General features: G+C 67.7%; 24 protein-coding genes and 2 tRNA genes. 14 read left to right on the top strand and 12 right to left on the bottom strand.

Annotated elements, in window-relative coordinates:
* Nucleotides 1-26: 26 nt before the first annotated feature.
* Complete coding sequence (locus tag DO944_RS05440; RefSeq protein WP_258524578.1) at nt 27-1,544, bottom strand: methyltransferase; 1,518 nt, start codon at nt 1,542-1,544, stop codon at nt 27-29.
* Nucleotides 1,545-1,670: 126 nt separating this feature from the next.
* On the opposite strand from DO944_RS05440, the gene DO944_RS05445 reads away from it, so the two are divergent.
* The 4 genes from DO944_RS05445 to trxA all read left to right on the top strand — a co-directional run bounded on the left by DO944_RS05445 (nt 1,671) and on the right by trxA (nt 6,945).
* Complete coding sequence (locus DO944_RS05445; protein WP_146752010.1) at nt 1,671-3,809, top strand: DUF6049 family protein; 2,139 nt, start codon at nt 1,671-1,673, stop codon at nt 3,807-3,809.
* Nucleotides 3,806-5,413: a murein biosynthesis integral membrane protein MurJ gene (gene murJ / locus DO944_RS05450; RefSeq protein ID WP_112615463.1), complete on the top strand. Its 1,608-nt coding sequence runs from the start codon at nt 3,806-3,808 to the stop codon at nt 5,411-5,413. The genes DO944_RS05445 and murJ overlap by 4 nt, the downstream gene beginning before the upstream one ends.
* A 105-nt stretch (nt 5,414-5,518) precedes the next feature.
* Nucleotides 5,519-6,550, top strand: a complete 1,032-nt coding sequence (gene trxB, locus DO944_RS05455) for a thioredoxin-disulfide reductase (protein ID WP_112615465.1) — start codon at nt 5,519-5,521, stop codon at nt 6,548-6,550.
* Nucleotides 6,551-6,621: 71 nt separating this feature from the next.
* Nucleotides 6,622-6,945 (top strand): thioredoxin, encoded by a 324-nt coding sequence (gene trxA, locus DO944_RS05460; protein WP_023953450.1) that lies wholly within the window; start codon nt 6,622-6,624, stop codon nt 6,943-6,945.
* Nucleotides 6,946-7,026: 81 nt separating this feature from the next.
* Here the strand turns inward: trxA and DO944_RS05465 are convergent, their stop codons facing one another.
* From DO944_RS05465 to rpmH, 9 genes are all read right to left on the bottom strand, one after another.
* Nucleotides 7,027-7,365 (bottom strand): tryptophan synthase subunit alpha, encoded by a 339-nt coding sequence (locus DO944_RS05465; protein WP_112615498.1) that lies wholly within the window; start codon nt 7,363-7,365, stop codon nt 7,027-7,029.
* Nucleotides 7,366-7,399: 34 nt separating this feature from the next.
* Nucleotides 7,400-8,383: a ParB/RepB/Spo0J family partition protein gene (locus DO944_RS05470; RefSeq protein ID WP_112615500.1), complete on the bottom strand. Its 984-nt coding sequence runs from the start codon at nt 8,381-8,383 to the stop codon at nt 7,400-7,402.
* Nucleotides 8,383-9,312 (bottom strand): ParA family protein, encoded by a 930-nt coding sequence (locus DO944_RS05475; protein WP_112615502.1) that lies wholly within the window; start codon nt 9,310-9,312, stop codon nt 8,383-8,385. Before DO944_RS05475 ends, DO944_RS05470 begins: the two co-directional genes overlap by 1 nt.
* A 131-nt stretch (nt 9,313-9,443) precedes the next feature.
* A complete protein-coding gene (rsmG, locus tag DO944_RS05480) occupies nt 9,444-10,091 on the bottom strand; it encodes a 16S rRNA (guanine(527)-N(7))-methyltransferase RsmG (RefSeq protein ID WP_112615504.1) in 648 nt (215 codons plus the stop codon).
* Complete coding sequence (locus DO944_RS05485; RefSeq protein WP_112615506.1) at nt 10,084-10,590, bottom strand: R3H domain-containing nucleic acid-binding protein; 507 nt, start codon at nt 10,588-10,590, stop codon at nt 10,084-10,086. The genes rsmG and DO944_RS05485 overlap by 8 nt, the downstream gene beginning before the upstream one ends.
* Before the next feature lie 46 nt (nt 10,591-10,636).
* On the bottom strand, nt 10,637-11,725 hold the full coding sequence (gene yidC / locus DO944_RS05490; protein ID WP_112616914.1) for a membrane protein insertase YidC: 1,089 nt from the start codon (nt 11,723-11,725) through the stop codon (nt 10,637-10,639).
* Nucleotides 11,726-11,732: 7 nt separating this feature from the next.
* Nucleotides 11,733-12,089 carry a membrane protein insertion efficiency factor YidD gene (yidD, locus tag DO944_RS05495; protein ID WP_112615508.1) on the bottom strand — a complete coding sequence of 119 codons (357 nt, stop codon included), beginning with the start codon at nt 12,087-12,089 and terminating at the stop codon, nt 11,733-11,735.
* Nucleotides 12,086-12,424: a ribonuclease P protein component gene (gene rnpA / locus DO944_RS05500; RefSeq protein ID WP_112615510.1), complete on the bottom strand. Its 339-nt coding sequence runs from the start codon at nt 12,422-12,424 to the stop codon at nt 12,086-12,088. Before rnpA ends, yidD begins: the two co-directional genes overlap by 4 nt.
* Before the next feature lie 13 nt (nt 12,425-12,437).
* Nucleotides 12,438-12,575 carry a 50S ribosomal protein L34 gene (gene rpmH / locus DO944_RS05505; RefSeq protein WP_036304730.1) on the bottom strand — a complete coding sequence of 46 codons (138 nt, stop codon included), beginning with the start codon at nt 12,573-12,575 and terminating at the stop codon, nt 12,438-12,440.
* A 396-nt stretch (nt 12,576-12,971) separates the two neighbouring features.
* Between rpmH and dnaA the strand changes: the two genes are divergently transcribed.
* The 9 genes from dnaA (at nt 12,972) to DO944_RS05550 (ending at nt 22,947) form a co-directional block, all read left to right on the top strand.
* Nucleotides 12,972-14,297 (top strand): chromosomal replication initiator protein DnaA, encoded by a 1,326-nt coding sequence (gene dnaA, locus DO944_RS05510; protein ID WP_396652017.1) that lies wholly within the window; start codon nt 12,972-12,974, stop codon nt 14,295-14,297.
* A 393-nt stretch (nt 14,298-14,690) separates the two neighbouring features.
* Nucleotides 14,691-15,830 (top strand): DNA polymerase III subunit beta, encoded by a 1,140-nt coding sequence (dnaN, locus tag DO944_RS05515; RefSeq protein WP_112615514.1) that lies wholly within the window; start codon nt 14,691-14,693, stop codon nt 15,828-15,830.
* Nucleotides 15,831-15,888: 58 nt separating this feature from the next.
* Nucleotides 15,889-17,055 carry a DNA replication/repair protein RecF gene (gene recF / locus DO944_RS05520; protein WP_112615516.1) on the top strand — a complete coding sequence of 389 codons (1,167 nt, stop codon included), beginning with the start codon at nt 15,889-15,891 and terminating at the stop codon, nt 17,053-17,055.
* Nucleotides 17,042-17,530 carry a DUF721 domain-containing protein gene (locus DO944_RS05525; RefSeq protein WP_112615518.1) on the top strand — a complete coding sequence of 163 codons (489 nt, stop codon included), beginning with the start codon at nt 17,042-17,044 and terminating at the stop codon, nt 17,528-17,530. Before recF ends, DO944_RS05525 begins: the two co-directional genes overlap by 14 nt.
* 123 nt (nt 17,531-17,653) lie before the next feature.
* Nucleotides 17,654-19,711 carry a DNA topoisomerase (ATP-hydrolyzing) subunit B gene (gene gyrB / locus DO944_RS05530; RefSeq protein ID WP_112615519.1) on the top strand — a complete coding sequence of 686 codons (2,058 nt, stop codon included), beginning with the start codon at nt 17,654-17,656 and terminating at the stop codon, nt 19,709-19,711.
* Between the two features lie 33 nt (nt 19,712-19,744).
* The gene (gene gyrA, locus DO944_RS05535) at nt 19,745-22,324 is read left to right on the top strand and encodes a DNA gyrase subunit A (RefSeq protein ID WP_112615521.1); all 2,580 of its coding nucleotides are present in this window, start codon (nt 19,745-19,747) and stop codon (nt 22,322-22,324) included.
* Nucleotides 22,321-22,725, top strand: coding sequence for a DUF3566 domain-containing protein (locus DO944_RS05540; protein WP_112615523.1), 405 nt, complete (start codon nt 22,321-22,323; stop codon nt 22,723-22,725). The genes gyrA and DO944_RS05540 overlap by 4 nt, the downstream gene beginning before the upstream one ends.
* A gap of 61 nt (nt 22,726-22,786) precedes the next feature.
* A tRNA-Ile gene (locus tag DO944_RS05545) sits at nt 22,787-22,860 on the top strand.
* Between the two features lie 14 nt (nt 22,861-22,874).
* A tRNA-Ala gene (locus DO944_RS05550) sits at nt 22,875-22,947 on the top strand.
* Nucleotides 22,948-23,011: 64 nt separating this feature from the next.
* On the opposite strand, the gene DO944_RS05555 is transcribed toward DO944_RS05550, so the two are convergent.
* The gene (locus DO944_RS05555) at nt 23,012-24,124 is read right to left on the bottom strand and encodes a S1 family peptidase (RefSeq protein ID WP_258524580.1); all 1,113 of its coding nucleotides are present in this window, start codon (nt 24,122-24,124) and stop codon (nt 23,012-23,014) included.
* A gap of 131 nt (nt 24,125-24,255) precedes the next feature.
* Nucleotides 24,256-24,891 carry a TetR/AcrR family transcriptional regulator gene (locus DO944_RS05560; RefSeq protein ID WP_112615525.1) on the bottom strand — a complete coding sequence of 212 codons (636 nt, stop codon included), beginning with the start codon at nt 24,889-24,891 and terminating at the stop codon, nt 24,256-24,258.
* Here DO944_RS05560 and DO944_RS05565 point away from each other — a divergent pair.
* Entirely contained in the window at nt 24,890-26,317 is a 1,428-nt protein-coding gene (locus DO944_RS05565; RefSeq protein ID WP_112615527.1) for an MFS transporter, read from the top strand. The two genes, DO944_RS05560 and DO944_RS05565, sit on opposite strands and share 2 nt — an antisense overlap.
* The last annotated feature ends 12 nt before the right edge of the window (nt 26,318-26,329 follow it).

Here is a 26,329-nt window from a genome sequence, read left to right on the forward strand (position 1 = left end):
CTCCCCCGGAGCTCCCGAGTCCGCGATCAATCGGCGAAACGCAGGAAACCCGTGAACAGCAGCTCGCGAACGCGCGGCAGGAGGTCGGCACGCAGGGCGGCGGCATCCACCTCGAGCAGGTCGGCGATCGCCGCGACGAGCACACCGACCGGCAGATCACCGTCGCTGGCCCCGACGAGGGCGGCGAGCGCGGGATCGACGTCGAGCACCCGGCCGAAGCCCGCTCCCTGACGCAGTTCGATGACCTGAGGGTCCTCGGCTCCGGGAACGTGGTGGCGGGCCTCGGTCACATCGGGCGCGACCCGCAGCACCGCCGCATCCAGATCGGCGTCCGTCATGCTCGAGAGTCGCTGCCACGCGCCAAGCGACTCGCCGATGTGCGGGCCGAGAGCGCCGGGGATGCTGCCTGCGATGCGCTCGTATCGGGCGAGCGTGGGGATGACGGTCGGGCGGTGCAGCGTGATGTAGCCGAACCCCACCGCGGTGGCCCCCCGCGCCGCGAAATCATCGAGCCACGCCTGCACGAGCGGCGCATACGCCGGCGACCCCGGAGCGGTACCGCCGTCACGGACCCAGAGTTCGGCGTAGGCGAGCGGGTCGAGCTGTTCGCGCTCGACGACCCAGGCATCCAGGGCCACCGGCGACTCCGACACCCAGGAGCGCACGCGATCGAGGCCGTCCTCGCCGGCGCGGTACTCCCAGTTGCCGAGCAGCTGCGCGACACCGCCGGGAGCGAGCACCGGACCGACGCCGCGCACGAAAGCCGCCACGAGGTCGTCGCCCGACATCCCGCCATCGCGGTACTCGTACGCGGGGACGCCCTCCACGCGCGGCGTGATCACGAACGGCGGATTGGAGACGACCCGCTCGAACTGCTCGCCGGCGACCGGCTCGAACAGGCTGCCGGCCCGCGTCTCGATCCCGTCGACGTCGTTGAGGAGTGCGTTCACGCGCGTGAAGGCGAGAGCGCGCTCGGAGACGTCCGTGGCCACGACCCTGTCACCCGCGCGCCGCGCCCGGAGAGCCTGGATGCCGCACCCCGTGCCGATGTCCAGCACGCGCCCGACCCGTGACGTCAGCTGCAGGCCCGCGAGTGTCAATGACGCACCGCCGACGCCGAGAACATGACCCGTGGGCAGGGGGCCGCCCACTGCCGCCTCATCGAGATCACTCGCGATCCACCAGTGGCCCTCGCCCGCGGCATCCGCGATGTCCTGCGGGCGCACCAGGGCGTCGGGGACCACGAGATCATCTTCGAGGTGCGCGAGTCCGAGCTCTGCGAGCCCGGTGGCTCCCAGAGACGGCAGTGCGGCATCCACGGCAGCGCGCGATGCCGGCCCGCCCAGGAAGAGCAGCCCCGCCAGCACTGCCAGGGCATCGGAGCGCCCCGCGAGCACGCGACGGGCGGGCTCGACGAGTCCGTGACCCACCGCGGTGTCGACCATCCCTCCCCAGAGGGCTCGCACGGCGTCGGCGCGGTATCCCGCGGCATCCAGGTCGGTACGGAGAGCCGCGCAGCGGCCGGCCTCGGGGTACAGGGTCACTCGACCATTCAACCCTGCGACGCGCGAAAAGCCGCAGGCCCGGCCCGCCTCGGATGACGCACAGCAGGGCCGCCCTAGACTCTGTGCGACCCTGCGGTCGGGTATCGCAGCGGGTCGAGAGCCGCCATGACCGACATTTCCCCTGCCACCACACGCGCCCGTCGCGACCGTCGAGGTGCCCGCGTGCTCGGCTGGCTCGCCGCTGCCGCGATCGCGCTGGCCCCTCTCGCCTCTCCGGCAGCCGCTCTCGCCGATTCCCCGCCGAGCCCGGCCCCGACCCCGACGGCCAGTGCGACGCCCGGAGCCCCCGGCATCGCCTCGCTCATCGCCGCTCCCGCGAGCGGCGGCATCGTCGCAACCGGCGCGGACGCCGTCATCTCGATCGACCAGCGCAACGGATCGCCGCGCGCGCTGCCCGCCGGCACGCTGTCGGTGACCTTGTCACGCTCGGCCCTGACCTCTCCACAGGCGGTCGTCGACTGGCTGCGGCCCGACGCTGACGCTGACGAAGCCCTGCCGGCCTTTGAAGAGGTCGCGCGCGCCGACGTCGCCGAGCTCCCCGCGGGTGACGAGCGCGCCACTGACGTGTCGATCCCGGCGACCGAGAAGAACCTCGTCGGTCTCGCCCCCGGCGTGTACCCGATCGCCGTGTCGGGCCCCGGCGGCTCGGCGCGCACGGTCATCACCGTGCCCCGTCCCGACGCCCCGGCACGCACGGCGACCGTCATCGTCCCCGTCACCGCAGGGGCCCGCACCACAGGCCTGCTCACGGCGACCGAGCTCACGGAGCTCACCGCCGAAGGCGGGGCGCTCAGCGCGGTTCTCGACGCCGTCACCGGGACGACTGCGGTGCTCGCGATCGATCCCGCGATCGTGGCGTCGATCCGCGTTCTGGGCTCGGGCGCGCCGGCAGATGCCGTGGGCTGGCTCACGAGCCTCATGGCGCTTCCCAACGAGCGCTTCGCCCTGCAGTTCGGCGACGCCGACCTCGCGACCCAGGTGCACGCCGGCCTGACAGCCCCGCTCGAACCCACGACGCTCGAGCCGTACGCGGACCCGGCGAACTTCAGCGCCGCAGCGGGTTCCACCGCTCCCGCCAGCGTGCCCGACACGCGTCAGCTCCTCGCGGTCGGAACCGCGGCGAACACTGTTCGCGACGTCTTCTGGCCCGCCAGCGGCACAGCCGGCGCGAACGTCGTCACGACCGTCGACGCTCAGGCCGGAGCGGATGCCGACGCGCTGACTCTCGTGCCGTCCGACACCGTCTCCGGGGGCGATAGCAGGGTTCGCGCCGCGATCGGTGACGCCGACCTGCTCGTGTACGACCAGGTGGTCTCGGCCGAGCTGGCGCGCGTCGCCGCGGCATCCGACGACGCACCGGTTCGCAATGCCGAGCTCGCTGCGGCGAACGCGCAGGTCGCCCTGAGCGGCGACCGCCCGATCGTGGCGACGATCGACCGTCCCGCGACGAGCTCACGCGCCAGCGTCCGAGCGGCCATCACGGCGGTCACCGGCAGCCCGGGAGCGGCGCCGACCTCACTCCAGGATCTCCGCGCCGCCGACCGCGCCCAGGTCACCGTTGCCGATATCCCCGCCGATGACGATCGCGTCGCAGCCCTGCAGCGCTTCCTCGCCGACGAGGAACGGCTCGCGACCTTCGCCACGGCGTTGGTCGAACCCGCGCAGCTGACGGCGCGGGAACGCACCGCCATCCTCCAGCTGATCGGCGACGCCTGGCTGGCCGAGCCGATCGGCTGGGCAGCGGCCGTGGCGCAGCACGAGGAGAACACCGAGAGCACGCTGGACGCGGTCGGCATCGCCAACCCCGGCACGATCAACTTCCTCGCGACGAGTGCCCCGATCCCCGTTACCGTGCGTAACGACCTGCCCTGGCCGGTCTCGCTCGTGCTCTTCGCCGAGACCGGCGACCCCCGCCTGATCGTGCAGAAGACGACGGTCGTCGAAGCGGGCGCGCAGCAGAACACCCGCGTCGACGTGCCGGTCGAGGCGCGCGTCGGAAGCGGCGAGACCACCCTCAGCCTGCAGCTGCGGAGCACGGCAGCCGTGCCGATCGGCGCGTCGGAGCGCATCGGCCTCACCGTGCGCGCCGAGTGGGAGTCGGTCGGCATCACCGCCATCGTCATCATCGTCGTCGTCCTCACCGCAGGCGGCGTGATCCGGACGATTCTGAAGCTGCGACGTCGGCGGAGCGAGACCCCCTCCGGAAAGAACGACATCCCCGAACAGCAGGAGAACACCGAGTGAGCGGAATCGGCCGGGCAGGAGCGGTCGTCGCCGCGGGAACACTCGTCTCCCGGGTCACGGGCCTCGTGCGCAACATCGTGCTCGCGGCGGCGCTACCGGTGATCGCCACCAGCGCGACCGGCGGGGCAGCCAATGCGTTCGCGATCGCCAATCAGCTGCCGAACAACATCTACGCGATCATCTCGTCCGGCCTTCTGGCCGGCGTCATCGTCCCGCAGATCATCCAGGCGGCGAAGCATCGCGACGGCGGCAGCGCCTTCGTCTCCAAGCTCCTGACACTCGGAACCACCGCCCTGTTCATCACGACCGTCATCGCCGTCGTCGCGGCGCCGCTGCTGGTCGTGGCGTTCGGCTCCCGGCTGAGCCCCGAGGCCTCGGCGCTGACGCTGGCATTCGCCTACTGGTGCCTGCCGCAGCTGCTCTTCTACGGTATCTACGCCCTTCTCGGCGAAATCCTCAACGCGCGCGGAGTGTTCGGCCCCTTCGCCTGGTCGCCGATCGTGAACAACATCGTGTCGATCATCGGCTTCCTCGTCTTCATCTGGCTCTTCGGCGTCCAAGAGGACGTGGTCGGCTGGACTCCGACGATGGTGGCTGTCATCGCCGGCACCGCGACGGCGGGCATCGTCGCACAGGCGGGCGTGCTCCTGCTGTTCTGGCGCCGCGCTGGCCTGCACATCCGTCCCGACTTCCGGTGGCGAGGGATCGGGCTGCGGCACATCGGCCGCCTCGCGGGCTGGACATTCTTGATGGTCCTGGTCGGCCAGCTCGCCGGCCTCGTCCAGTCGACTCTCGTGAGCGCGGCATCCAACGCCGGTGCCTCGGTGGCGGCGATGTCCTACGCGTGGCTGGTGTTCATGCTGCCGTTCTCGGTCATCGTACTGTCGATCGGAACGCCCTACTTCACCCGTCTGAGCGCGCATGTCGCCACGGGGCGACCCGATGCGCTCCGCTCCGATCTGGACGCCGCCACCCGAACCATCGGGATCTTCATGGTCGGTGCGCTGGCCGCGATCGTGGCAGCGATTCTGCCCATCTCGCGCGTCTTCACGGACGGTCCGCAGACGGCGGCGACGTTCGCCTGGGTCCTCGCCGCGTATCTTGTCGCTCTGCTGCCCCTGTCGTTCCAGTTCGTGCTGCAGCGCACCTTCTACGCCCACCAGGACACGCGGACACCATTCGTGTTCACGTTGGTGCAGGCGATCCTCGTCGCCGCGACCGCCGTCGCGGCCTACCTCCTGCTGCCCGTCGAGTATCTCGCCGTCGGCATCGCGCTGGGGCAGTCGCTCGCCAACATCGTGCAGCTGGTGCTCGCGGTCATCCTCCTGCGCCGGAAGATCGGCCCGCTCGGCCTGGGCGGTGCGGTACGCGGCGTTCTGCGCTTCGTCGCCGCCGGCATCCCCGCCTGCGCCGCCGGCTGGGCCGTCTCGCTGCTCCTGGCACGTGTGTGGGGGTGGACGATCGAGACGTTCGCCGCAGCGCTCGTCGGCGGTGCCGTCATCGGCCTGGCGACCCTCGTCGTCTACGTCATCCTCCTCGCCCTTCTGCGCGCGCCGGAGCTGACCACGGCCGTTCGCACGGTGCGACGCATCCTCGGCCGCTGACACCCCTCCCCCCACGGCCGCCGGGGAATGCCTCGCGGCTACCATGGGTTGGACGTGTCGGGGTATCCGCGACGCGGATTCCAGACCCCAGAAAGGGATGTCGACGTGCGACAGGTCATCATCATCGGATCCGGCCCCGCCGGTTACACGGCCGCGATCTACGCGGCGCGCGCGAACCTGAAGCCGCTGCTGATCGCGAGCTCGGTCGAAGCGGGCGGCGAGCTGATGAACACCACCGAGGTCGAGAACTTCCCCGGCTTCCCCGAGGGCATCATGGGGCCCGACCTCATGACCAAGATGCAGGAGCAGGCCGAGAAGTTCGGCACCGAGGTCCTCTACGACGACGTCGTCGAGCTCGACATCGACGGACCGGTAAAGAAGGTCACCCTCGGCAGTGGCGCCACCCACGAGGCTGACAGCCTGGTCTTCGCGACCGGCTCGGCCCCGCGCAAGATCGGCATCGAGGGCGAGAGCCGCCTGTCGGGCCGTGGCGTGTCGTACTGCGCCACCTGCGACGGCTTCTTCTTCCGCGAGCGCACGATCGCCGTCGTCGGCGGCGGCGACTCGGCCATGGAAGAGGCGACGTTCCTGACGAAGTTCGCGTCGAAGGTCTACGTGATCCACCGTCGCGACGAGCTGCGCGCCTCGAAGATCATGCAGAACCGCGCGATGAGCAACGACAAGATCGAGTTCGTCTGGAACAGCGAGGTCGCCGACATCCTGGGCGAGGATGCCGTCACCGGCGTCGTCCTCCGCGACACGGTCAACGGCTCGACGCGTGAGCTCGCGCTCGACGGCATCTTCGTGGCGATCGGATACGACCCCCGCACGCACCTCGTGCACGGATCTCTCGACCTCACGGAGCACGGCACCGTCTGGGTCGACGGTCGCTCCTCGCGCACCTCCGTCCCCGGCGTCTTCGCGGCCGGCGACGTCATCGACCCGACGTACCGCCAGGCGGTCACCGCCGCGGGCAGCGGAACCGTCGCTGCACTCGATGTCGAGCACTACCTCGCCGCCCTGGGCGAAGCGTCCGAGCCCGCGGCCGACAGCTCCCCGCTCCGCGGTCGCCCCGACGAGGGCCTCGAGTCACTTGTCGCCGAGACCGAGACGAACGACGAGAGCGACGCGGCCTGACGGCCGCACCGCGGAACAATTCACCCGCCCACGTCGTTGACGTAGGCGACACCCTTTCGAAGGAGATCACCATGACCGCCAAGGCCACGACCGAGAGCACCTGGCAGCAGGACGTCCTCGACGCCGATGGACCCGTCCTCGTCGACTTCTGGGCCGCCTGGTGCGGTCCGTGCCGCATGGTCGGACCCATCCTCGACGAGATCGCCACCGAGCACCCCGAGAAGATCACGGTGCTCAAGCTGAACGTCGACGAGAACCCCAACCTCGCCATGCAGTACCAGATCACCTCCATCCCCGCGATGAAGGTCTTCAACAAGGGCGAGGTCGAGAAGACGATCATCGGCGCGAAGCCGAAGTTCGCACTCGAGCAGGACCTCGCCTCCTACATCGGCTGACCCCCAGACACAAAGAAGCCCCGGTCGGATCACTGATCTGACCGGGGCTTTTTCGTGTCGGCGCGCTGCTGTTGCGGTTCGTCAGGAGGCGTCGGCGCGCGTCGCTGCGTCCCACCGACGGTGGGGCTCACTGCCCAGCAGGCGCCATACGGCTCGGGTCAGTTCGGGGTGATCCATTGCGATCTGACGAAGGACGCGATAGTTGCGGGACGAGCTGGGGCGACCCCCGCCGTAAGCGGCGATGTTCTCGGCGCGCAGCATGAGAACGACGAGCTCGTCGACGGAGGGCAGCTCCTCCATGAACTCCCATGGGTCTTCGCCAGCGCGGAGCCGCTCTTCGACGAGGACGGAGAGTTCATCTGCTGCTTCAGCCCGCAGCAGCTCGACGCTCGCGCGCCTCGCGTTCCGCTCGTTTGTCACCGAACAAGCCTACGTCGCGCCACCGACATGAGGGTCAGCGTGCGCCGTACGCGTCCTCGCCCAGCTCGGCGAGGATACGGTTCAGATCCTGGATGGTCGCGAAGTCGACGACGATCTGCCCCTTGCGCGCGCCGAGCGAGATCTTCACCTTTGTGTCGAGGCGGTCGCCGAGACGTCCGGCGACCTCGTCCAGGTGCGCCCGGACTCCCCCGGCCTTCGGGGCGGGGCGCCGAGTTCCTGCGGCCTCGATCGTCTTCGCCGCTGCTTCCGCAGCACGCACCGAGAGATCTTCGTTCACGATCTTGTCGGCGAGGCGCTGCATGCCGTCCGCACCGTCGACAGAGAGGATCGCGCGCGCGTGGCCGGCACTGAGCACGCCGGCCGCAACACGCTGCTGGACCGGAACCGGCAGGCGCAGAAGGCGGATGGTGTTGCTGATCTGCGGGCGCGAGCGTCCGATACGGGTCGCGAGCTCCTCCTGGGTGATCCCGAAGTCCTCGAGCAGCTGCTGATAGGCGGATGCCTCCTCGAGCGGATTCAGCTGAGAGCGGTGCAGGTTCTCGAGGAGCGCGTCCCGGAGGAGATTCTCGTCCGACGTGTCGCGCAGGACGGCCGGGATCGCCGTCAGACCGGCCTCGCGAGCGGCGCGCGTGCGGCGCTCGCCCATGATCAGTTCGTACTTGCCATCCTCGTTCGTGCGGACCACGACCGGCTGGAGCACGCCGAACTCACGGACGCTGTGCACCAGTTCGGCGAGGTCTTCACTGTCGAAGTGGGTACGGGGCTGCCGCGGGTTGGGCACGATCTCGTTCGGATCGACCTGGATCAGTGCGGTACCGGGAATCGAGACGAGCTCGGGGCCCTCGTCCGCCTTCACTTCTGCGGGCGCCGGCGCCTCCGTGGCGGCTGCCGTCGTCTTGCCACCGGGGAAGAAGACATCGACAGGCCGAGCCTCGGTTGCCTCGGACGTGGGGATGAGTGCGCCGATTCCTCGGCCCAATCCGGTGCGCTTGGCCATCAGGCTTCTCCCTTGTTTCCTTGTGCCGCCGCAGATGCACGCTGCGCGATCTCGACGGCTGCCTCGCGGTAGGCCACCGCGCCAGCCGATTGCCCATCGTAGGCGATGACCGTCTGACCGAAGCTCGGCGCTTCCGAGACGCGAACCGAGCGCGGAATAACGGTGCGGAGGACCTCATTCGGGAAGTGCGACCGCACCTCCTCGGCCACCTGCTGCGCCAGACGGGTACGTCCGTCGTACATCGTCAACAAGATGGTCGACAGGTGAAGACGGCTGTTCAGGTGCTTCTGGATCATGGAGACGCTCCCGAGAAGCTGGCTGAGGCCCTCCAGCGCGTAGTACTCGCACTGAATGGGGATCAGCAGCTCGTGCGCGGCCGTGAAAGCGTTGATCGTCAGGAGCCCGAGGGACGGCGGGCAGTCGATCACGACGAAGTCGATGCGGTCATTCGTGGAAGCAAGGTAGTCCTCGACCGCCGTACGCAGCCGGTGCTCACGTGCGACCTGCGAGACCAGCTCGATCTCAGCGCCCGCGAGATGGATCGTGCTGGGCGCGCAGAGAAGATTGGGGGACTCGGGACTCGCCTGCACGATGTCCGAGAGGGGGAACTGGTCGATCAGCACGTCGTACACGCTGGGAACGTCAGCGCTGTGCGGCACGCCCAGGGCGGTCGAGGCGTTCCCTTGCGGGTCGAGGTCTATCACCAGCACGCGGGCGCCCAGCGAAGCCAATGCAGCGGCGAGGTTCACCGCGGTGGTGGTCTTCCCGACGCCACCCTTCTGATTAGAGACGGTGATGACGCGCGTATCCCCGGAAAAGTCGACCGAAACGGCGTCCAGGACCCGACGGCGCGATGTCAGATCCGCCAGCTCGCGTGCGAGGGGAGAATCGAACGTCAAGGACGCGCGGCCCGATTCGGGTTCTGCCATTCGTTCAACTCCTCGGTTCGTGGTCTCACTCTACGGACGGCCTCTGACGTTTCACGTGAAACGGCCGTCGGCGCTGTTTCACGTGAAACGTGAGGTGGCACCGTGCTGCATCCGCTGTTTCACGTGAAACATCACCGCACCGTCGCACGCAGAACGCGCGTCGGCTCAGCGAGGACAGACTCTCCCACCATTTCCACGCGCACATCACGCAGCTTGAAGCGCCGGATCACCTTGTCGGCAGCGGCGATCTCTGCTTCAGCATTCGCGCCCTTCAGCAGGAAGAGCTCTCCCCCATCCCGAACGAGCGGTGCGGTGATCGGGACGAGTGTCCGCAAGGCGCTGACAGCGCGAGCCGTGACGCCATCCAGCGTCCCAGCGCCGCTCCATTCTTCGGCGCGGGATCGAATGATCTCGACGTTGTCGAGCCCGAGATCCGCTACCTGCTCGGTAAGCCAGGTGACTCGTCGTTCCATCGTCTCGATGAGCACCCATTCGACGTCCGGTCGCGCGATCGCGAGCACGAGCCCGGGCAGGCCCGCGCCGGATCCAACATCTCCGACACGGCCCGTAAAAAGTGGCGCCGCGGCCGCGCAGTTGAGAACGTGTCGAGTCCACAGCCGCGGCAACTCGAGCGGGCCGATCAGGCCGCGCTCCTCACCGTGCGCTGCCAGTGCAGCGGTGTAGCGCCGGGCCAGGTCCACCCGAGGGCCGAACAGCGCCTCGACGGCACCCGTCGGCTCCGGTTCGATCACGGGTGTTTCACGTGAAACATCAGCCATGTCGGATGACGGTGTGGCGGTCTGTGCCTTCGCCGTACGACTCCGAGACGACACCACGCTCAGACGCGATGTCATGAACCAGCTTGCGCTCGTAGCTGGACATCGCCGGCAGGGATGCCTGCGATGCTCCGTCGTTGAGACGCTCGACGGCGCGGTCTACGAGACGCTCCAGCTCACGCCGGCGCGCGTCGCGCGATCCCCCGATGTCGAGGATGAGGCGCGAGAAGCGTCCGGTTTTCGTCTGAACAGCGATCCGCGTCAGCTCCTGCACCGCCTGCACGACGTCGGGGTCCGACAGCACACGCAACGCGCTCGCATCGTCCGCCTCTACCGATACGTATGCCCGTCCGGCGCGCACGTCGAGGTTGAGGTCGCCGTCGATGTCGGCGATGTCGAGCAGGCCCTCCAGGTAATCGGCGGCGATGTCGCCTTCGTGCTCGAGCTCTTCGACCGTCGCGTCAGCGCGCTCAGCCGCCGGGGACTCCGTGGGGTTCGTCATGATTCCTCGCGTGGTTCGATCTGTGCGATGAGGGATGCCGGCAGGGTCAGCCCTGCGAGCCGTCCTTGTTCGACTGCTTCTTCGCGCGCTGCTTGCTCATCGGCTGCTGGCGCTTCGGCTGAGCCGCGCGGGCACGCTCAGCCTCTTCGAGGAGTCGCTGCTGCTCGGCCTGGTACTTCTCCATGGACACGACGCGACCCTTGGCGTCGAGCGCCTTGCCCTTGCGCGCGAGGCGCTCCTCGCGGGCCTTCGCGGCCTCCGAGCCCGGGGTCGGCAGGTTACGGATGACGATGAACTGCTGCGCCATGGTCCAGATGTTCGATGTGAACCAGTACATGACGACGCCGAGCGGGAAGAAGACACCGGAGAAGATGAACGCCAGCGGCAGCACGTAGAGCATGATCTTCTGCATCTGGTACGCCTGGCCGGTCTTCGCCTCGGGCGACAGGTTCTTCGAGATGATCTGAAGCTGGGTGATGAACTGCGACGCGATCATCAGCACGACGAGGATCACGAGGATGGTGACGGTTGCCGTCTGACCGAGGTTGATCGCCTCGATCATGTTCGTGTGAAGCGGCGCCACGTCGAACAGCTGCGCGTCGTAGAACTGCTTCGTGAGGTCGACGTTGAGGAGGCCGACACCGCCCACGCCCCACTCGGCGTGCTTCTTGACGTCACTCAGCGTGTAGAACATGCCGAGCAGGATGGGCATCTGCACCAGCAGCGGAAGGCAGCTCGACACCGGCGTGGTGCCGTGCTTCTTGTACAAAGCCATCGTCTCGCGGCTCATGGCCTCGCGCGACAGCTGGTCGCGCTTACCGCGGTACTTCTCCTGGATCTTGCGCATCTCGGGCGCGAGCTCCATCATCTTGCGCTGACTCTTGATCTGCCGCACGAACAGCGGAATCAGGGCCGAACGCACGACGATGACCAGACCGATGATCGACATGACCCAGGTCGCGCCTGCGGCGGCCGGCATGCCGACAGCGGTGAGAACCCAGTGCCAGAAGACCAGGATCGCCTCGACCAGGAACTTGAACGGCCACATGATCGTGCTGAAGAAGTCAGCACCGCCGGGAGGAGGAGTCGTCGGGGTCGGCACGACGGGAGTCGGCGTGGCGAGGAAGAGATCCAGCACGGGATCAGTCCTTTCTCGGCGGCACGACGAAGCCGTGCCTGGTCAGGGTGTGGCGGAAGTCCCGATGGGCGGGGACGTCATCGACGCCCCCCTGCGCCCACGGGTGGCATCGGGCGAGCCGAGCGGCGGCGAGGGCGGAGCCCTTCACGAGCCCGTGCTGCTGCACGGCCCCCACCGCGTACGCGGAACAGCTCGGGTAGTACTTGCAGACGTCGCCGTACAGCGGCGAGACAACGGAACGGTAGGCGTGCAGCAGCGCGATCCCGGCATTGCGCGGAACGAGCGGCACCGCGCGGAGCACGGATGTCGCGGCCAGGTGTCCGTCGCCGACGGAGGCGGTGGGCAGCGTCGACCAGCTCATACCGCCGCTCGCCGTAGCAGACACCGTTCCACCTCGTCTCTCAGATCCGCGAAATCCGAGCGCGCCGCTGAGGGGAGCGCTCGGATCACGATGTCGGCGCCCTCACGGACGTCGGGAAGCGCTTGCGCGCAAACGGCCTTCAGCCGTCGGCGCACTGTATTGCGCACGACGGCTGATCCGACTTGCTTGCTGACGATGAAACCGAACCGGGGAGCTCTGCTCGCACCGGTGGACACCACGTAGGTCACGGTGTGCGCACCGGCACAGCGAGCACCCCCGCGGACGACGGCCTTGTAATCCGCCCCGCGCGTGATCCGGTTTCCGCGCGCCAGCACAGAAGAGGCTGTGTCAGGCCGACAGCTCGGTGCGGCCCTTGCCGCGGCGAGCCGACAGGATGGCGCGACCGGCGCGGGTGCGCATGCGGGCGCGGAAGCCGTGCTTCTTGGCGCGGCGGCGGTTGTTGGGCTGGAACGTGCGCTTGCTCATAGGGATCACTCCGGATCGGCGGTCACCGGAACGCTTCAGACCGGGGACACGGGGGTACAGGACTGCCCTCGCGGGCATAAGTCAACCGACTAAGGGTACGTCGCGATGCCCGGTAACTCAAACCGGAGCGACGGGAACCCGCAATTATCCACCGCTGTACACAGGCCCTGGCGGCGACACGCGGGCCGGAACTACAGTGGATTTGGCGCTCCCGACACCGCATGACTAGCGTGTCACGGGCAGTTATCCACAGCTATCCCCAGTTTGGCGCGTAGCTGTGTGGAAAAGCATCGATCATCCGCGGGGGAACTCTTGGCTCAGCACGATCTCCCGGACGTACCGGTGTGGAACGCGGTCCTCGACCTGCTCGCCGACGATGACCGGGTGACCCCGCAGATGCAGGGGTTCCTGAGTCTCGCTGTGGCTCAGGGCGTGATGGGGGGAACGCTCTACCTCGACGTTCCGAACGACCTCACCGCCGCCCAGCTCAACAAGCGCCTGCGCCAGCCGATCATGGAAGCGCTCGCACACGTCCATGTCGACCCCGGTGCCTCGAGCTACCGCGTCGTCGTCAACCCGGAGCTCGCCGACGCGCACCTCACGGCGCCGATCCCGGTTCAGTCCGCGGCTGCGCCGGCACCGCTGCGGCCGGCCGGCGAGGAATACGTCGAAGCCCCCGTCTCCACCTCGCGCCACGACACCCGGCTGAACCCGAAGTACACGTTCGACAACTTCGTGATCGGGCAGTCCAACCGCTTCGCCCACGCGGCTGCGGTCGCCGTGGCCGAGGCTCCCGCCAAGGCCTACAACCCGCTCTTCATCTACGGCGACTCGGGGCTCGGCAAGACGCATCTCCTCCACGCGATCGGCGACTACGCGCTCAACCTGTACACCGGCATCCGTGTCAGGTACGTGTCGAGCGAGGAGTTCACCAACGACTTCATCAACTCGATCGCCAACAACCGCGGCTCGGCCTTCCAGGCGCGCTACCGCGAGGTCGACATCCTGCTGATCGACGACATCCAGTTCCTGCAGGGTCGCGCCGAGACGCAGGAAGCGTTCTTCCACACGTTCAACACCCTCCACGATCACGACAAGCAGGTCGTGATCACGAGCGACGTTCCCCCTCGCCACCTCACCGGCTTCGAGGACCGCATGCGGAGTCGCTTCGAGTGGGGCCTGATCACCGACGTGCAGGCACCCGACCTCGAGACCCGCATCGCGATTCTGCGCAAGAAGGCGCAGTCCGAGCGCCTCCTCGTCCCCGACGACGTCCTCGAGTACATCGCAACGAAGGTCTCGTCGAACATCCGCGAGCTCGAAGGCGCGCTCATCCGCGTGTCGGCGTTCGCGAGCCTCAACCGGTCCAACCTCGACATCTCCCTCGCGCAGACCGTGCTGCGCGACATCGTGGATCAGGATGACGCGAACGTCATCTCCCCGACCGACATCATCACGGCGACCGCGCAGTACTTCCGACTGTCTGTCGACGATCTGTACGGTTCGAGCCGTTCGCAGGCCGTGGCCACCGCACGACAGATCGCCATGTACCTCTGCCGCGAGCGCACGAGCCTGTCGCTGCCCAAGATCGGTCAGCTCTTCGGCAACCGCGACCACACCACCGTGATGTACGCCTACAAGAAGATCAGCGAGCTCATGAAGGAGCGCCGCTCGATCTACAACCAGGTCTCCGAGATCACGTCGCAGCTCGGCCGACGCTGAGCTCAGCTTGACAGGGGTCGCGCGACGCCCGATCATGCCGTTCTGCACAGTGTGGAAAACCTGTGGATAACTTCGATTCGTCGTCGAAGAGTTGTGAACGAATCACACATCTCCTGTGGATCGCCGCTCGACAGCGATCCGAGCGCGGCCGACGTCATCCCACGATCATCCGCAGCCGGCTCACAAGTTACATCCGTGTGGTTCCCGTGTCCCGACTGGTATCCACCGAGTTGTCCACAGTTTCCACAGCGGAGATGAAGAAGACAGTTACATCTAGAGAATTTGCGATTCGATCACCTCGACGGCGGTGAGGCCGGTCGCAACCGTGCTTCGGGAACCGCTCGGGTTGGGCACTAGCATGGGAGAGCTTTCATCCACGACAAGGGAGCGCCAGTGAAGTTCCAGGTCAATCGCGACGTCTTCAGCGAGGCTGTGTCGTTCGTCGTGAAGCTCCTCCCCCAGCGCAACCCGCAGCCGATCCTCGCGGGTGTGCTGATCGAAGCCACCGAGGCGGGTCTCTCGCTGTCGGCGTTCGACTACGAGGCGTCCGCACGCACGACGATCGAGGCCACCGTCGACGACCCGGGCACGATCCTCGTGCACGGTCGTCTGCTGTCGGAGATCGCCAGCCGCCTGCCGAACGCGCCGATCCAGATCGCCGTCGACGACGACGGGATCCTCCTCACCTGTGGATCCGCGCGCTTCACACTCGCATCGATGCCGGTACAGGAATATCCCGCGATCCCCGAGGTCTCGGGCGAATCGGGTGTCGTGCCGGCCGAGGACTTCGCCACGGCGATCTCGCAGGTGGCCTTCGCAGCATCGCGCGATGACGTGACTCCCGTGCTCACCGGCGTTCAGCTCGAGGTGAGCGGCACCCAGCTCAGCCTCGTCGCCACCGACCGTTACCGCGTGGCGCTCCGCGACATCCCGTTCGACAGCGGGATCGTCGCCGATGAGAACACCACCACCGCGCTCGTCCCGGCGCGCACACTCACCGAGGTGGGTAAGACGTTCGCCCACTCCGGCGACATCACGGTGTCGTTCTCCGGTTCCGGCGACCGCGAGATCATCGCCTTCACCGCCGGCAACAAGACGGTCACGTCGTTGCTCATCAAGGGGAACTTCCCGCCGGTCCGCCGCCTGTTCCCCGAGGCGACCGACCACCACGCCGTCGTCAACACCGGTGAGCTCATCGAAGCCGTGCGGCGTGTCGCCCTCGTGCTCGACCGTTCGGCTCCGCTGCGTTTCACGTTCGGCGCCGACGGGGTCTCGATGGATGCGTCGGGAACCGAGCAGGCACGCGCGACCGAGTCGGTCGACGCGACGCTGACGGGCGAGGAGGTCGTCATCGGCCTGAACCCGCAGTACCTGCTCGAGGCGCTCGCGGCCGTGAAGAGCGAGTTCACGCGCGTCACCTTCACCTCGAGCGAGAACGCGAACAAGCTCAGCCCGATTCTCATCACCCCGCAGACCTCGGGCGGCGTGGAGTCGTTCAAGTACCTGCTGCAGCCCAACCTCCTCCTGCGCTGATCGCCCCCAGCACGACCACCTCGGTGGGACTGTCGGAGACGAGAACTAGGGTGATCTGATGATCGTGGAGCAGCTGAGCCTGGTGGACTTCCGCAACTACGCGGCTGCCGAGCTCTCTCTCGCTCCCGGCGCGAACGTGTTCGTCGGGCGCAACGGTCAGGGAAAGACGAATCTCGCCGAGGCGATCGGCTACTTCGCGACGCTCGGTTCCCATCGAGTGTCGCAGGACGCACCCATGGTGCGCGACGGCGCGGATGCCGCCTTCGTCCGAGCCCGGCTCGCTCACGGTCAGCGACGGGTGCAGCTCGAGGCGCAGCTCAATCGCACCGGCTCCAACAAGGCTCGCGTCAACGGTTCGCCCGTGCGTACGGCGGAACTCCCCCGCTACGCGCAGGTCGTCCTCTTCGCACCGGAAGACCTGCAGATCGTGCGCGGTGACCCGTCGGCGCGCCGGCGATTCGCCGATCAGCTCCTCATTCAGCGTGCCCCACGGCTTGCGGGCGTCCTCGCGGACTACGACCGCGTGCTCAAGCAACGCAACGCCCTGTTGAAATCCGCCCGTGCCCGCGGTGTCCGTGGAGACGGGCTCTCGACACTCGAGGTATGGGACGACAAGCTCGTCTCGCTCGGCACCGACGTCATCCGGGCCCGTCTGCGACTGGCATCCGAACTCGCCGGCCCGGTCGCCCGCGCCTACACCGCCATCGCCGGTGCCGACCATCGACCCCAACTCCAGTGGGCGCTCTCCGTCGGCGGAGCCGATCCGGAAGAGGACGACTCACCTGCCGACGCCGGCATCGCCGACGCGGCGGCGATCGAGCAGCTCTTCCGCACCGCCCTCGCCGATCGTCGCAGCGCGGAGCTCGACCGCGGCATCACGCTCGTCGGCCCGCACCGCGACGACCTGATCCTGCGCATCCGCGATCTTCCGGTGAAGGGCTACGCGTCGCACGGCGAATCGTGGTCCGTCGCCCTCTCCCTCCGCCTCGCGTCGGCCGAGCTGCTGCGCGCGGAGTCGACGCTGGGCGACCCCATCGTGATCCTGGACGACGTCTTCGCCGAGCTCGATGCTGATCGGCGCGCGCGCCTGGCCGGCATCGTCGCCGACTACGAACAGGTCATCGTGACGGCGGCGGTCTCCGAAGACGTTCCGCTCGGTCTGCGTGCGCGCACCGTTCGGGTCGAGGCGGGCACGCTGCACGAGGGTTCCGATGCTGCCGTCTGACGAAGCGCCGGAGACGATCTCCACGTATCTGCGTCTGCGCGGGCTCGAGCCCTCGGGCCGATGGAAGAAGCGCCGTCGGCAGCGGACGGACGACGACGAGAACCAGCCCTTCACGTCCGGACGCGACCCCAAGGGACTCGGTGACGTCATCGCCGACCTCACTCGTCAGGCCGGGTGGGATGCCCAGCTCTCCCGCGAGGATCTCGTGCTGCGCTGGGCGGAGGTCGCCGGCGAGGAGACCGCGCGCCACGCATCCCCCGTCGCGCTCTCCGACGGCGTGCTCACCGTGCAGTGCGACTCGACGGCGTGGGCGAAGAACCTCCATCTGATGCGGACGGTGATCACGACGCAGCTCGTGAAAGCGTTCCCACAGTCGGGTGTCGAGTCGGTGCGTTTCGTAGGCCCGGACGTCCCCTCCTGGAAATGGGGCCCCAGAGCCGTTCCAGGCCGTGGCCCTCGCGATACCTACGGATGAGCCACGTCCCCAGTCATCGAATCCGACTTTCGTTCGCCATACGGGCGCTGAGGGCCGCGTGAGAGCGCCCGAACGGGTAGACTGAGCGGGACTGACCGAACCGATGTGGAGCGCTCGAAACCTATGACGTCTCAGAATCCCGACAGCGTTCCCGAAGACCCCGAAACCCCCGATTCGGCTGAGGAGACCTCGGCGAAGGTGCCCAACGAGTACGGCGCCGACGCGATCCAGGTGCTCGAAGGCCTCGAGGCGGTGCGGAAGCGTCCGGGAATGTACATCGGATCCACGGGTGAGCGTGGTCTGCACCACCTCGTCTACGAAATCGTCGACAACGCGGTCGATGAGGCGCTGGCCGGCTACTGCGACACGATCCACGTGACGATCCTCGAAGACGGTGGGCTCCGGGTGGTCGACAACGGCCGCGGTATCCCGGTGGACCCCCACGCCTCCGATCCGACGAAGTCGACCGTCGAGGTCGTGCTGACCGTCCTGCACGCCGGTGGAAAGTTCGGCGGCGGCGGCTACGCCGTTTCCGGTGGACTGCACGGCGTCGGATCGTCGGTCGTCAACGCGCTCTCGACGCGCTTCGAGGTCGAGATCAAGCGTCAAGGATCGGTCTGGCGCCAGACGTTCGCCGACGGCGGCAAGCCGCAGGCTCCCCTGGCGAAGGGCGAAAACAGCGACGAGACCGGAACGACCGTCACCTTCTGGCCCGACGGCGACATCTTCGAGACGATCTTGTTCGATTACGACACTCTTCGCACGCGCTTCCAGCAGACCGCATTCCTCAACAAGGGGCTGCGGATCACGCTGACCGACGAGCGTCCCGAGGCGGCCGTGGTCGTCGATCTCGACGAGGGTGGCTCCGAGTCGCAGCAGCGTCACGACGACTTCCACTACGAGCGCGGCCTCGTCGATTACGTCGAGTACCTGAACAAGCTGCGCAAGACCGAGGTGGTCAACGACGAGATCATCGAGATCGAGTCCGAGGACACCGTGCGCCACATCTCGCTCGAGCTCGCGATGCAGTGGACCACGAGCTACACCGAGAACGTGTTCACCTTCGCGAACACGATCAACACGCACGAGGGCGGTACCCACGAAGAGGGTTTCCGGGCGGCGCTGACGACGCGCGTCAACGCCTACGCGCGCGATAAGGGCCTCCTCAAGGAGAAGGACGACAACCTCACCGGTGACGACATCCGCGAGGGACTCACCGCCGTCATCTCCGTCAAGCTCTCCGAGCCGCAGTTCGAGGGTCAGACCAAGACGAAGCTCGGCAACACCGAGGCGAAGGCGTTCGTCCAGAAGATCGTCGGCGACCAGCTGACGGACTGGCTCGACCGCAACCCCGCCCAGGCCAAGCGCGTCATCATGAAGGCGGTGGATGCCGCGACCGCGCGTCTCGCCGCGCGCAAGGCCCGCGAGACCGCCCGCCGCAAGAGCGTCTTCGAGTCGGCGTCGATGCCCGACAAGCTCAAGGACTGCACGAGCAAGGACCCGTCGATCTCCGAGATCTTCCTCGTCGAGGGTGACTCGGCCGGCGGTTCGGCTGTGCGCGGCCGTGACCCCGAGACGCAGGCGATCCTCTCGCTGCGCGGCAAGGTGCTGAACGTCGAGAAGGCGCGGCTCGATCGTGCTCTCGGCAACAACGAGATCCAGGCGATCATCTCGGCGTTCGGAACCGGCATCGGCGAGGACTTCGCCGTCGAGAAGGCGCGGTACCACAAGATCGTGCTGATGGCGGATGCCGATGTCGACGGGCAGCACATCACGACGCTGCTGCTGACGCTGCTGTTCCGCTACATGCGCGGGCTCATCGAAGCGGGTTATGTCTATCTGGCGATGCCGCCGCTGTACCGCCTGAAGTGGACGAATGCCGATCACGAGTACGTGTTCAGCGACAAGGAGCGCGACGCTCTGCTCGCCGACGGGCTCGCCAACGGCAAGCGCATCCCCAAGGAATCCGGCATCCAGCGCTACAAGGGTCTCGGCGAGATGAACCCGAAAGAGCTGTGGGAGACCACGATGGACCACAGCACCCGCACCCTGCGCCAGGTGACGATCGACGACGCGGCCGCCGCCGACGAGATCTTCTCGGTGCTCATGGGCGAAGACGTCGAGTCCCGCCGCACCTTCATCCAGCGCAACGCCAAGGACGTCCGCTTCCTCGACATCTGATCGAGCCGAGCGACATCGAGAAACTGAGAACGTATGTCTGACGAAGAACGTCCCGACCTCACGCCTGCCCACAACCACGGCAACATCGACCAGGTCGACCTCCAGGTCGAGATGCAGCGGAGCTACCTCGACTACGCGATGAGCGTCATCGTGGGGCGTGCGCTCCCCCGCGTCGAGGACGGGCTCAAGCCGGTGCACCGCCGTGTCATCTACGGCATGTACGACGGCGGCTACCGCCCCGACAAGAGCTACTCGAAGTGCGCCCGCGTCGTCGGTGAGGTCATGGGTCAGTACCACCCGCACGGCGACAGCGCGATCTACGACGCGCTGGTCCGCCTCGTGCAGCCGTGGTCGCTGCGGTACCCGCTCGCCGACGGGCAGGGAAACTTCGGCTCGCCGGGCAACCAGGGTGCTGCGGCCCCCCGGTACACCGAGACCAAGATGGCGGCCCTCGCCATGGAGATGGTCCGCGACATCGACGAAGACACCGTCGACTTCGAGGACAACTACGACGGCAAGACCCAGGAACCGGTCGTCCTTCCCTCGCGCTTCCCGAACCTGCTCGTCAACGGTTCGGTGGGTATCGCGGTCGGTATGGCCACGAACATCCCGCCGCACAACCTGCGCGAGGTCGCCGAGGGCGCACTGTGGTCGCTCGAGAACCCGGATGCGTCGCGCGAGGAACTCCTCGAAGCGCTGATGTCGCGCATCCACGGCCCCGACTTCCCCACCGGGGCGCAGATCCTCGGCACGAAGGGCATCCGCGAGGCGTACCGCACCGGTCGCGGCTCGATCACGATGCGCGCTGTCGTCGAGGTCGAGGAGATTCAGGGCCGCAACTGCCTCGTCATCACCGAGCTGCCGTACCAGGTCAACCCCGACAACGTCGCGCTCAAGATCCGCGACCTCGCTCGTGACGGCAAGATCACCGGCATCGCCGACATCCGCGACGAGACGAGCGACCGCACGGGTCAGCGCCTCGTCGTCGTGCTCAAACGCGACGCCGTCGCGAAGGTCGTGCTGAACAACCTGTACAAGCACACGCAGCTGCAGGAGAACTTCGGCGCCAACATGCTGGCGATCGTCGACGGCGTGCCTCGCACGCTCCCGCTCGACGGATTCATCTCGTACTGGATCACCCACCAGATCGAGGTCATCGTCCGCCGCACGCGCTACCGCCTCAACGAGGCCGAGAAGCGCATGCACATCCTGCGCGGATACCTCAAGGCGCTCGATGCCCTCGACGAGGTCATCGCGCTCATCCGCCGCTCCCCCACGGTCGAGGAAGCGCGAGAGGGACTGAAGGCCCTTCTCGACATCGACGATCTGCAGGCCGACGCGATCCTGTCGATGCAGCTGCGCCGCCTCGCGGCGCTCGAGCGTCAGAAGATCATCGACGAGGCGACCGAGCTCGAGCTGAAGATCGCCGACCTCAACGACATCCTCGCCACCCCCGCGCGTCAGCGCTCGATCATCGGCGAAGAGCTGACCGCGATCGTCGACAAGTACGGCGACGAGCGGCGCACGCACATCCTCCACGGGTTCGACGGCGACATGTCGATGGAAGACCTCATCCCCGAAGAGGAGATGGTGGTCACGGTGACCCGCGACGGGTACATCAAGCGCACGCGGAGCGACAACTACCGCTCGCAGCACCGAGGCGGCAAGGGAGTCAAGGGCGCCCAGCTGCGCGCGGACGACGTCGTCGAGCACTTCTTCGTCACGACGACGCACCACTGGCTGCTGTTCTTCACGACGAAGGGCCGCGTCTACCGCACCAAGGCGTACGAGCTTCCCGAGGCCGGTCGCGATGCGAAGGGCCAGCACGTCGCCAACCTCCTCGCGCTTCAGCCGGGCGAGGAGATCGCGCAGATCCTCGACATCCGCGACTACGCCGCGGCGCAGTACCTGGTACTCGCGACCCGCGACGGCAAGGTCAAGAAGACCGCGCTGACCGAGTACGACACCAACCGCCAGGGCGGTGTCATCGCGATCCGCCTGCGCGGCCAGGACGACGAGGCCGGCGGCGACGAGCTCGTCAGCGCGCTGCTCGTCGACGAGGGCGACGACATCCTTCTCATCACGCGCAAGGGGATGTCGCTGCGCTTCGCGGCCACCGACGACGCGTTGCGTCCGATGGGCCGATCGACCGAAGGTGTGAAGGGCATCTCGTTCCGTGAGGACGACAGCCTGCTGTCGGCATCGGTCGTGCGGGACGAGGGCTACGTGTTCGTCGTCACCGACGGCGGGTACGCCAAGCGCACGTCGGTCGACCAGTACCGCACCCAGAGCCGCGGCGGCTTGGGCATCAAGGTGGCCAAGCTGAACGACGATCGCGGGGTGCTCGCGGGCGGTCTCATCGTGTCGGAGACCGACGAGGTCCTCGTGGTTCTTGCCAGCGGCAAGGTGGTACGCTCCTCCGTGGCCGAGGTCCCGGCCAAGGGTCGCGACACCATGGGCGTCGTTTTCGCCCGGTTCGGTGACGACGACCGCATCCTCGCCATCGCCCGGAACGGTGAGCGTGGACTGACCGAAGACGCGGCATCCGAGGATGCCTCCGCCCCGGATGCACCCCCGTCCGCGGATACCGAAGAGAGTGGTTCTGACGCATGAGCACGGTCGCCGACAAACTCGCCAAGAAGTCCACGAGCAAGACCAGCGCGAAGCAGGTCCGCCTGCGCCTCGTCTACGTCGACTTCTGGTCGGCCGTGAAGCTGTCGTTCCTCGCCGCGGTGGCCCTGGCGATCGTGACGGTCGTCGCCACCTTCCTCGTCTTCATGGTGCTCAGCACCACCGGTCTCATCGACCGGGTGGACGAGCTGTTCGTGGCGTTCTCGAACGGTGACTTCTCCATCAAGCAGTTCCTCGACCTGCCGCAGGTCATGGCGTTCGCGGCCGTCGTCGCCATCCTCAACCTCATCGTCATCACGGTGCTGGGCGCTGTCGTTGCCGGCATCTACAACGTGATGGTCAAGGTCACCGGCGGACTGCTGGTCGGCTTCACCTCCAATTAGTAGATTCCCGGATCATCGGGTAAAGTCTTGGAGGTTGCCGGCGCGTGAAGCGCGTCGGTACGGGGCTATAGCTCAGGCGGTTAGAGCGCTTCACTGATAATGAAGAGGTCCCAGGTTCAAGTCCTGGTAGCCCCACCCCGAACCCCCTCGGGGCCTTAGCTCAGCTGGTAGAGCGCCTGCTTTGCAAGCAGGATGTCAGGAGTTCGAATCTCCTAGGCTCCACAGACAAGACGCCGGGTATCCGTTCACACGGATACCCGGCGTCACTGTTTTGCCGGCGTGTACGTCAGCGGGTGAGCAGCCTCAGGCCGTAGGCCTGGAGGATCTCGTTGACCGGCTGGAAGTACGTCGTGCCGCCGGTGCTGCAGTTGCCGGATCCACCGGAGGTGACGCCCTGCGCCTGACTTCCGGCGAGCAGCGAGCCGCCGGAATCACCGCGCTCGGCGCAGACCGACGTGCGGATGAGGCCCGAGACGGTGCCCTCCGCGTAGCGGACGCTGCTGTTGTAGGCCTGCACCTGACCGCAGTGCCAGCCGGTCGTGGAACCGGAGCGGCACACGGTCGCGCCCACGGCTGCGGGCGTCGATCCGGAGACGGCGACAGCGCCGCCTGCGTAGTCGGAGACGGTCCCGACGGGGGTGTGCGACGGCGTCGCGACCCAGGCGTAGTCATCGCCCGGGAAGCTCGAGCCGCGGAACGTCCCGTAGTTCGTCGACGCCCCCGCCCGGCCGCAGTGACCGGCCGTCACGAACCCGCCTTCGACGGCGAAGCCGACTGAGCAGCGCGAGGTGCCGTTGATCGTGTAGGCGATGCCGCCCTGGATGGTCGCAAACGTCTCGGGAGCTTCCGCCGTGGTCTCGATGCGGACCGCGTCGGCGGGCGCTCCGATCTGCGCCGCGACCTCGGATGCTGCGGCATCCCCGAGGGTCTCGACCACCACCTGATTGGTGGTCACGTCGATCCACCACGACGTGACGTCTCCGATACCGCCGGACTCGGACAGACGGGCGGAGATCGCCTCGAGGTCGTCGATCGAATAGGTGACCTCGACCGGCACGGCGCCCACGCTCTCCGCCGCCTGCCGAGCCTCGGTGCTGGTCACGGCCGTGTAGACCGTGCGCGTCGACTCGTCGAGCCAGGAACCGGCGTATGCCGCCCCTGCCTCATCGGCGAGCGTTGCGGTCGTGGTGTTCGCGGCATCCTGGAACGCCAGGACGTCGAGCGCACCCGCGGCGTCCGTGCCGAGCTCTTCGGCCATCGCGGAGAGCAGACCGGGATCGACCGGGCCGGCACCGTCGTCAGGTCCGGGCGTCTGCGCCGACGCCGGAGCCGTCATGATGCTCGTGAATGCGAGGCTCAGGGCGGCGATGCCGAGAGCCGAACGGGTTGTTGCTTTCACGGGTTGTCCTTCCATCGGGGGGAATGAATGGTGGGTACCCACTGGCATCAAAGCATCCTCAGAGCCTTTTGCGAAGGGCCTGCCCGGAAACTTGGACGGAATGTAACAAATCGCGCAACAATTGCGGTAGTTCAGGAGTGCGGGTGATCCGCCCGCTCTACGCCCGCGACCGTGCTCGTGGCGATGCCGTCCATCACGACCGAGACGACCTTCTCGGCGAGCATCGGCGTCACTGCCAGATGCCCGAAGAGCATTCGGTAGTAGACCGGGGCGGCGAGCATGTCGAGGATGAGGGGGATGTCGACGTCGGGCCGGATGTCGCCGCGCTCGATGCCTCGCCGCAACGCGGCTTCGCTTGAGGCGCGCCTCGGGTGGAACAGCCGTTCGAAGAACTCTTTCTCGAGTTCCGCGTCGAGGGCGAGGTCGGCTACAAGGGCGGGAAGAACGGTCCGACCGATCTCCTCGCCGAAGGACGGGCTCAGAGTGCCGATACCTGCGATCAGATCGCACCGAGTGCAGCCGGTGTCGGGCGTGGGCTGCGCGCCGAGCTGATCCAAGAGCGCGCTGACGATGAGGTGCTGTCGGGATCGCCACCGGCGACGAAGCGCCGGGGTGTTCGTTCCAGCCCGTGAGGCGACGTCTTCGAGAGTCAGTCCGCTGTACCCGCGCTCGGCGAGAACTTCGAGCGTCGCGCGCCGGATCGCCTCGTCGATGCGCGGATCTCGAGGGCGGCCCCCGCGCGGATGCGCGCCGTGAGCGTCAGCCATGTCGGAACATCGGAGAAGCAAGTCGTCACCGTCGTCCCCCACGCGGGCCGGGGTCTTCGACGCCCGCTACCGTGGGCTGACCGCGGGCATCCTGCTCTCCGTCGGCATGGTCCCCTTCGAATCTCTCGGAGTCGCAAGCGTCCTGCCCGTGATCGCCCGCGACCTGGATGGGCTCGGCGCCTACGGGTGGGGGCTTTCGGCACTGATGCTCGCGAACATCGTGGGTACCGTGGCCGCGGGCTACATGGCCGACCGGCGGGGAGTGGCGCGTCCGCTGGCGCTCGGCATGCTGATCTTCCTCGCGGGATGCGCGATCGCCGGCGTCGCGGGCTCATGGTCGATCTTCCTGGCGGGGAGAGTGGTTCAGGGGATCGGTGTCGGAGCCGTGATGGCTGCGAGCTACGCCGCGATCGGGCGCGCGTACCCGGCGTCGCTCCGTGCGCAGATGTTCGCTCTGCTGTCGTCGGCGTGGACCATTCCCTCACTCATCGGACCGTTGCTGGCCGGAATCGCCGCCGACCTCGTGGGCTGGCGCTGGGTGTTCGTCGCGATGGTGCCGCTGATCATCGCGGCGATGACACTCACGGTCCCGCGGCTGCGGCGGTTGGCGGATGTCGGGTCGGCTCGCCCAGCGACCGGAGCCGCCGGGGGAGCGCGGTGGTGGCGGGGGCCCCTGGCCAGCTCGCTCCTCCTCACCCTGGGCACGGCGCTGCTGCTTCAGGCCCTGCTGTTCGGAGACCTCGCGCTGATGGCGGTCGGTGCGATCCTCGGGCTCGGCGTCGCGCTCGTCGCGTTCCGCCGGGTGACGCCGGAGGGAACGCTGTCCGCCCGCGCCGGTCTCGGGGCCGGCGTGATCGTGCGTCTGCTTCTCAGTGGCGCCTACTTCGGTAGCGAAGCGTTCCTTCCGCTCGCGTTCCAGGAGCTGCGCGGGCAGACTCCGGCAGCGGCGGGCCTGGCGCTCTCAGCGGGCGCCCTGACCTGGGTGGTCGGTTCGCTGCTCCAGGCCCGGTGGGACCGTCGCCACCACGGTCGCCGTTCTCGCGCAGTCGCCGGGGGAGCGGCGGTTCTCTTGGTCGGCACAGTGGCGATCGCGGTCACGGCTCTGTTCGATGTGATTCCCGCGTGGTTCGCGATCGCTGGCTGGGCCATCGGGGGACTGGGCATGGGCGTCGCCTTCAATGCGTCGACGACGGACACGATGGAACAAGCCCCGGGCGGTGCGCAGGGCCAGGTCGGCAGTGCGCTGCAGCTGGCTCAGACACTCGCGACCGCCGTCGTCGCGGGGGTGGGTGGAGCGATCGTCGCGTCAGCGACCGGCACGTCCGAGAGCCTCCCCGCAGCGATCGCGACCGTCTTCGCCGTCACCGCGGCCCTCGCTGCGCTCGCAATCGCCCTGTCGGGAAGACTGCGATCTGCGGCGGGATGACGAGGGCGAGAA

Origin of the sequence: Microbacterium sp. SMR1 (assembly GCF_003289625.1) — a bacterium.
Taxonomy (GTDB): domain Bacteria; phylum Actinomycetota; class Actinomycetes; order Actinomycetales; family Microbacteriaceae; genus Microbacterium; species Microbacterium plantarum.

Excerpts from the sequence above, each read along its gene's own strand:
- gyrA (WP_112615521.1), top strand. The coding sequence starts at position 19,745 with ATGTCTGACGAAGAACGTCCCGACCTCACGCCTGCCCACAACCACGGC.
- dnaA (WP_396652017.1), top strand. The coding sequence starts at position 12,972 with ATGCAGGGGTTCCTGAGTCTCGCTGTGGCTCAGGGCGTGATGGGGGGA.
- DO944_RS05525 (WP_112615518.1), top strand. The coding sequence starts at position 17,042 with ATGCTGCCGTCTGACGAAGCGCCGGAGACGATCTCCACGTATCTGCGT.
- DO944_RS05485 (WP_112615506.1), bottom strand. The coding sequence starts at position 10,590 with ATGACGAACCCCACGGAGTCCCCGGCGGCTGAGCGCGCTGACGCGACG.
- trxA (WP_023953450.1), top strand. The coding sequence starts at position 6,622 with ATGACCGCCAAGGCCACGACCGAGAGCACCTGGCAGCAGGACGTCCTC.
- DO944_RS05560 (WP_112615525.1), bottom strand. The coding sequence starts at position 24,891 with ATGGCTGACGCTCACGGCGCGCATCCGCGCGGGGGCCGCCCTCGAGAT.
- rpmH (WP_036304730.1), bottom strand. The coding sequence starts at position 12,575 with ATGAGCAAGCGCACGTTCCAGCCCAACAACCGCCGCCGCGCCAAGAAG.
- yidD (WP_112615508.1), bottom strand. The coding sequence starts at position 12,089 with ATGAGCTGGTCGACGCTGCCCACCGCCTCCGTCGGCGACGGACACCTG.
- gyrB (WP_112615519.1), top strand. The coding sequence starts at position 17,654 with ATGACGTCTCAGAATCCCGACAGCGTTCCCGAAGACCCCGAAACCCCC.
- rsmG (WP_112615504.1), bottom strand. The coding sequence starts at position 10,091 with ATGGCTGATGTTTCACGTGAAACACCCGTGATCGAACCGGAGCCGACG.
- recF (WP_112615516.1), top strand. The coding sequence starts at position 15,889 with ATGATCGTGGAGCAGCTGAGCCTGGTGGACTTCCGCAACTACGCGGCT.
- DO944_RS05540 (WP_112615523.1), top strand. The coding sequence starts at position 22,321 with ATGAGCACGGTCGCCGACAAACTCGCCAAGAAGTCCACGAGCAAGACC.
- DO944_RS05470 (WP_112615500.1), bottom strand. The coding sequence starts at position 8,383 with ATGGCCAAGCGCACCGGATTGGGCCGAGGAATCGGCGCACTCATCCCC.
- DO944_RS05565 (WP_112615527.1), top strand. The coding sequence starts at position 24,890 with ATGTCGGAACATCGGAGAAGCAAGTCGTCACCGTCGTCCCCCACGCGG.
- DO944_RS05445 (WP_146752010.1), top strand. The coding sequence starts at position 1,671 with ATGACCGACATTTCCCCTGCCACCACACGCGCCCGTCGCGACCGTCGA.
- DO944_RS05475 (WP_112615502.1), bottom strand. The coding sequence starts at position 9,312 with ATGGCAGAACCCGAATCGGGCCGCGCGTCCTTGACGTTCGATTCTCCC.